The sequence below is a fragment of the Coleofasciculus sp. FACHB-712 genome (assembly GCF_014695635.1).
In the GTDB taxonomy this organism is placed as follows: domain Bacteria; phylum Cyanobacteriota; class Cyanobacteriia; order Cyanobacteriales; family FACHB-T130; genus FACHB-T130.
This window is the reverse complement of the sequence record NZ_JACJOQ010000103.1, coordinates 1-5,606: the sequence shown is the minus strand read 5'-3', so window position 1 is coordinate 5,606 and position 5,606 is coordinate 1. Positions and strand designations below refer to the sequence as shown.

Below are 5,606 nucleotides of genomic sequence, written 5' to 3'. Positions count from 1 at the left end.
CTGCCCTGCTTGGCATCCCGCACTACTTGCACCATTTCCCAAAACGTTTCTGGTGTCACTCCATACAGCCTTTTGAAGTCAGATGGTGAATTTGACAAAGCTTGTTTATATTTCATTTAGTTGTTTATAACTGTTAATTAATCCTTCCTCTATCTAGCTTATTTCTCTTAATTCCGCAAGAGGTCTTATATATACCTATCGGCAGGAGTATTAGCACACAGCATCCCTAAGAACAGACTCGCTCGCGTGTCGGAGGGAACTGGAGTGAGAGAAGCATTGGCGAATGCGAGTTTTGAGCCAAGCCCAACACTTCTCAATTCGATTGAGGTTAGGAGAATAGAGGGGCAAATACAACAGCCTCAAGCCAGCCTAATCAAGTAGTGGTGCAATGCGTCCGCCATGATGGAACGTCGCGTTATCAACAATTACCACCTGTCCCTCATGGTGAACCAGATGTGTGGTTTGATTGCAAGAATGCCATCAGCCTAAGAAACCGTCGGATCTGGACTTTGCTTTGCCCCAAGCTGCTTAACCCAAACTCAGGTTAAATTACCCTTCCCGGTAAAGCTTCGGTTCCGGTCTTTTTGGGAGTAGGATGCAGAAAAAACCTTTGGAAGGAGAAATCTCTGTGTCCTTCACAAACCCCTTACCTAACTACATTAACGGCGAGTGGTGTGCTTCCCGCGCCACCGAATACCTGGATGTGGTAAATCCCGCCACTGCCGAAGTCTTAACTCAGGTTCCTTTGTCACTTGCAAGCGATGTAGAGGCTGCTGCTGTTGCGGCTGCGGCTGCCTATCCGAACTGGCGACGCATCCCGGCAACGGAACGAGTGCAATATCTATTTAAATTGAAATTTCTGTTAGAAGAACATTTAGATGAATTATCTCGCATTGTTACGCTGGAATGCGGGAAGACGTTTGCTGAGTCAAAAGCAGAGTTACAACGGGCAATTGAGAATGTAGAAGTCGCTTGTGGGATTCCCATGTTGATGCAGGGTTATAACTTGGAGGATGTTGCCCGTGGGATTGACGAAATGATGATTCGTCAACCCGTGGGAGTGACCGCAATCATCGCGCCGTTTAATTTTCCTGGGATGATTCCCTTCTGGTTTTTGCCGTATGCGATCGCTTGTGGCAATACAACCATTCTTAAGCCTTCTGAAAAAGTCCCTTTGACGATGCAAAAGGTCTTTGAATTACTAGAAAAGACCGGATTGCCCAAAGGCGTCGTCAATTTGGTCAATGGTGCCAAAGAAGTGGTCGATGCAATTTTAGAACACTCTACAATCCGCGCCATTAGCTTTGTCGGTTCTTCACCCGTTGCCCAATATGTCTACAGTAAAGCCGCCGCCTTTGGGAAACGAGTGCAATGTCAGGGAGGCGCGAAAAATCCCATCATTGTCCTACCAGATGCGGATATGGAAATGACCACTCGCATTACCGCCGATAGTGCTTTTGGCTGTGCCGGACAGCGCTGTTTAGCGGCTTCTGTGGCTGTGACGGTGGGAGAAGCGCGGCACACTTTTACGGAAGCGATCGCAAATGCGGCACAAACACGAGTCGTTGGCTATGGCTTGGATGAGAAAGTGCAAATGGGTCCGGTAATTACCCGTCAAAGTCAAGCACGAATTGAGCAATTAATTCAACAAGGAGCTGACGAAGGTGCGACGGTATTAGTAGACGGACGCAGCGCCAAAATTCCCGGTTACGAACAGGGAAACTTTGTCCGACCGACAATCTTGCAAAATGTCAACCCAAAAAGCGAATTAGCTCGGACAGAAATCTTTGGCCCGGTGTTAGGAGTGATGCATCTGGAGACGATTGAGGACGCGATCGCTTTAGTCAATAGCGGTCAATGGGGAAATATGGCTTGTTTATTTACTAGCAGTGGTGCCGCAGCGCGGCAGTTTCGGTATGAAGCAGAAGCTGGCAATATTGGCATCAATATAGGAGTCGCTGCACCGATGGCGTTCTTTCCGTTTAGTGGTTGGAAAGATAGCTTCTACGGCGATTTACACGGTCAAGGGAAAGACGCTGTGCAGTTCTTTACGCAAACAAAAGTTGTGGTTGAACGCTGGCCTAAAACGTGGTCGCGTCAGTTTTAGTATCTGATGCAATACATTGTATTTCACAATAAAAACCTTACCCCCCAATTCCTCTCCTTCAAAGGAACGGCAAGCCGTAAAACCTTTAGCATTTTCCCCTCTCCGTTAACGGAGAGGGGTAGGGGTGAGGTTCTTTGGGATTTTATCGATTAAATCGCCACCTTAGGACGCCGCAGTTGACGCCATAAAATTAACAACCCTAATGCGATCGCAAATCCAACCGCTGTCACAGCAATCAAAGGTTGACTGGCTTGACGAACCGCGATCGCTACGAATGCCCAGATAATGACGGAGGGATAGGCAACATCCGCCCGTTTTAGGGTAATCGTAGCAGCGATCGCTGCCGCGACAACCAGCAGAATTACCGTCCATATTTCAGGACTGATGCCCCCACCATTCCAACCCAAATAGTCAAGCGTACTTGCCACATTTACAATTGTCGCAACACTAATCCAGCCTAGATAGATGCTCAAGGGAATTTGAACTAACCATTTTTCTACCCTTGAAACTCGTTCTAAACTAATTCCCAACCGCAAATACATCCCAATCAGGGGCACTAAAATGAACAGCATTGCCACAACTGAGAGTGTAAACAGTTGGTACTCGAACAGAAACACCCAGGCGATTTGTGCAATACTCGCTAATACCAAAAAATATCCTTCCCGACGCAGATAGGGATTTTGTCTTTGCGCGGGTAGAACTTGATAGACTCCAAAACTAATCAAACCTAAATAAATGACTCCCCAAATCGCAAAAGCATAGTTGGCGGGGATAATGGGGACATCACTGAAGAAGCGATTAGAAATTTCCCCAATTGTCAATCCATTGGGAGGAGCCACATTTGCATAGACATTAATCGCAAATGCGGCAAGAATAGCGATGAAATTTGCAACTGACCGGAGGAAATCTGAGTCGAAGCGCTGATTGGCAGATTTCATATTGTTATCGCTTCTGTTTCAAGGCTTTTCAAAATCAAAAATTGTGGCACTGATTTGCTAAAGAGTGAGAACTGTTCAAACCACTGTCAATTTTAGGTTAGACAAGTTCATCACGCTTTTAGGAACCAGTGCCACGAACGCACCAACCCGCTCAAGAGCATACCGGGTCAAGATATTGATTTCTGCTAGCGATCGCTAAAAGACAGAATTTCTATTTCAAGCGTTCGTCATTGCAGGACAAGTAACGTTCGTCCCGCCTAGTCCACAATACCCATTTGGGTTTTTGGCGAGGTACTGCTGATGATAGGCTTCTGCGTAATAGAACTCAGGAGCATCCAGAATTTCAGTGGAAATTTCCCCATACCCGGAGGCTTTTAGGGCTTGCTGATAAGCGTCTCTGGATGCTTCAGCCAGCTTCTTTTGGCTCTCTGAATACACATAAATCCCGGAACGGTACTGAGTGCCAACATCATTGCCTTGGCGCATCCCTTGGGTAGGATTGTGGCTTTCCCAGAAGAGTTTCAGGAGTGTTTCATAACTAATCACTTTTGGGTCAAACACAACGAAAACCACTTCATTGTGCCCCGTCATGCCACTACAAACCTCTTGATAAGTAGGGTTTGGTGTGGCTCCTGCTGCATATCCAACTGCGGTGGTGAAAACCCCAGGTTGCTTCCAGAATATGCGCTCTGCTCCCCAGAAACACCCCAAGCCAAACATCGCCATCTCCATCCCATCGGGAAAAGGAGGTTTCAGCGGATTACCGTTTACGTAGTGAGTAGCGGGGACTTGCATGGGTTCTGCCCGTCCCGGCAATGCTTGCTCGATCGTGGGCAGACTTTGCTTTTTACCAAATCCGAATAGCGCCATTGATTCTGACTCTGTTTTCTGATAAACGTTTTAACCTTATTTCATATTGTAAAGATTTTGGCATCCCCTGAAGAGCGGGAAGGAGGTAGGGTTAGCCGGAACCTCACCCCCCAACCCCCTCGACATTCACGGAGAGGCGGCTATTTCTTTGCCTTTTTGTTGAGCTAAACGCTGAGCTAAACGGGGCTAGCTTCTCCTCTCCCTGCTTACGGGGTAAGGTCAAATAGCATGTATCGCTGCTTCCTAACCGTGGATGCTGCCATCGGGTAGGATTGCTCCTGCTAAGTTCGCTCCAGTCAACTTAACCAGGACTCGGTCTTGCGACCCAACCTTAGCTCCCCTCAAATCGGCTCCCCTCAAATCGGCTCCACTGAGGTCGGCTCCAATTAAGTTAGCTTCTCGCAAGTTAGCGTTGTTTAGCTTCGCTTGCAACAGGTTGGCTCTAAAAAGATTCGCTTTTTCCAGGTTGGCTCCCTGAAGATTCACTTTATGCAGGAAGGCATCGCTTAAGTTGGCGTTGCTGAGGTTGGCATTGCTCAAATTTCTTCCAGACAAGTCCTTTTCTTTGAGATTAGCTCCGCTCAAGTTGGCTCCGCTCAAGTCGGACTGCTGCTTAGGAGCCTGAGGGTGAGATTGAGGGGGAGATTGAGGCGGTGATTGAGGCGGTGATTGATAGGAGTAACTAGATTGATAATAAGAACTCGGTGGATGAGCGCGATCGCGTGCCGGAGGTTCGGGATTTCGGTTCTTTTCGCCGGGTCGAACTGAGCGCAAGCGATCGCGTGCCTGATTAATCTCTTTCAGCTTTTCTTGAGCCTTTTGCTGTAACCGAGGGTTATCTTTCGGGATGCGATCGGGGTGCCAAATAAAAGCCAAATCCCTATAAGCCTGGTTCACTTCATCAAGTGAGGCTCCAGGCTCTAGTCCCAGCACTTTGTAGTATCGATCTAGATCGCTCATTGATCACTACCCTAACAGGCGTTGCCCATTGAACGAATGCTTCTTTGGGGGTGGAGTAATTAGATCCCCGAAACCGCTAGGGGCGATCGCGCTCCTGTTGCCCATCTAATCAAATCATCGTGGTTTGCAACGCTTTAACACATCCTCTGCGATCTGCTGCCATTCTTGGTTTAGGTCTTCTTTAAACTCTGGTCGTCCGGTGTGCCGATACCAGTAACGGGCATTGCTGTTGTCGCCTTCTTTCCGATGTAGGTAGGCGTGAACCCAAGCGCTGTCAGCATCACTGGCATCATTTTGCACAATTTGATGAGCTTTGTCCCAATCTCCTTTTTTGTCATACCACAGTGCCTGTAACGCTTGAGGTAGAGACTCCGGGCATCTTTCCTGTTCGATCAACTGTGTCAATTCATCTAGTCTCATAATCTGCTCCCGGATTGTTTTACGAAAGGCACAGACTAAGAATGATTATAGAGATTTGGTCGAATCAACTAAGTAAGGACTTCCGTTCTAATACTTAGATTACTAAGAATTTCTGGTCGCTTGGGTTGCAATCGGTCAAAATCTGAACCGAAATATATTGAGTCAAATCTGTAATCTGTGCTGGGGTGCCAGTGCTATTCGTTGGCGCTGACCTCCAGAGAGTTGAAAGGGATAGCGATCGCCCATTCCGTTCAATTGCACCAACTCTAGTAGTTGTTCTACTCGCGCTTGGGTTCTCGCTTTCAGCACAT

Annotated in this window: 5 protein-coding genes and 2 pseudogenes; 1 reads left to right on the top strand and 6 read right to left on the bottom strand. The window is 47.5% G+C overall.

Going from position 1 to position 5,606, the window contains the following annotated elements; translation table 11 throughout:
* Positions 1-210: 210 nt before the first annotated feature.
* Positions 211-438: pseudogene (locus H6F50_RS26860) on the bottom strand (transposase); the annotation flags it as partial.
* A 190-nt stretch (positions 439-628) separates the two neighbouring features.
* On the opposite strand from H6F50_RS26860, the gene H6F50_RS02575 reads away from it, so the two are divergent.
* Entirely contained in the window at positions 629-2,107 is a 1,479-nt protein-coding gene (locus tag H6F50_RS02575) for a CoA-acylating methylmalonate-semialdehyde dehydrogenase (RefSeq protein ID WP_347277131.1), read from the top strand.
* A gap of 149 nt (positions 2,108-2,256) precedes the next feature.
* Here the strand turns inward: H6F50_RS02575 and H6F50_RS02570 are convergent, their stop codons facing one another.
* The 5 genes and pseudogenes from H6F50_RS02570 to H6F50_RS02550 form a co-directional block, all read right to left on the bottom strand.
* Positions 2,257-3,045, bottom strand: coding sequence for a tryptophan-rich sensory protein (locus H6F50_RS02570; protein WP_190426004.1), 789 nt, complete (start codon positions 3,043-3,045; stop codon positions 2,257-2,259).
* Between the two features lie 216 nt (positions 3,046-3,261).
* On the bottom strand, positions 3,262-3,915 hold the full coding sequence (gene msrA, locus H6F50_RS02565; protein WP_190426002.1) for a peptide-methionine (S)-S-oxide reductase MsrA: 654 nt from the start codon (positions 3,913-3,915) through the stop codon (positions 3,262-3,264).
* Between the two features lie 243 nt (positions 3,916-4,158).
* A complete protein-coding gene (locus H6F50_RS02560) occupies positions 4,159-4,875 on the bottom strand; it encodes a pentapeptide repeat-containing protein (RefSeq protein WP_190426000.1) in 717 nt (238 codons plus the stop codon).
* A 114-nt stretch (positions 4,876-4,989) separates the two neighbouring features.
* Positions 4,990-5,295 (bottom strand): hypothetical protein, encoded by a 306-nt coding sequence (locus tag H6F50_RS02555; RefSeq protein ID WP_190425998.1) that lies wholly within the window; start codon positions 5,293-5,295, stop codon positions 4,990-4,992.
* A 186-nt stretch (positions 5,296-5,481) separates the two neighbouring features.
* Positions 5,482-5,606: pseudogene (locus H6F50_RS02550) on the bottom strand (sulfate ABC transporter ATP-binding protein); the annotation flags it as partial.

What these genes read in the sequence shown, in the direction of transcription:
- H6F50_RS02570 (WP_190426004.1), bottom strand. Translation starts at nt 3,045, where the DNA reads ATGAAATCTGCCAATCAGCGCTTCGACTCAGATTTCCTCCGGTCAGTT.
- msrA (WP_190426002.1), bottom strand. Translation starts at nt 3,915, where the DNA reads ATGGCGCTATTCGGATTTGGTAAAAAGCAAAGTCTGCCCACGATCGAG.
- H6F50_RS02560 (WP_190426000.1), bottom strand. Translation starts at nt 4,875, where the DNA reads ATGAGCGATCTAGATCGATACTACAAAGTGCTGGGACTAGAGCCTGGA.
- H6F50_RS02555 (WP_190425998.1), bottom strand. Translation starts at nt 5,295, where the DNA reads ATGAGACTAGATGAATTGACACAGTTGATCGAACAGGAAAGATGCCCG.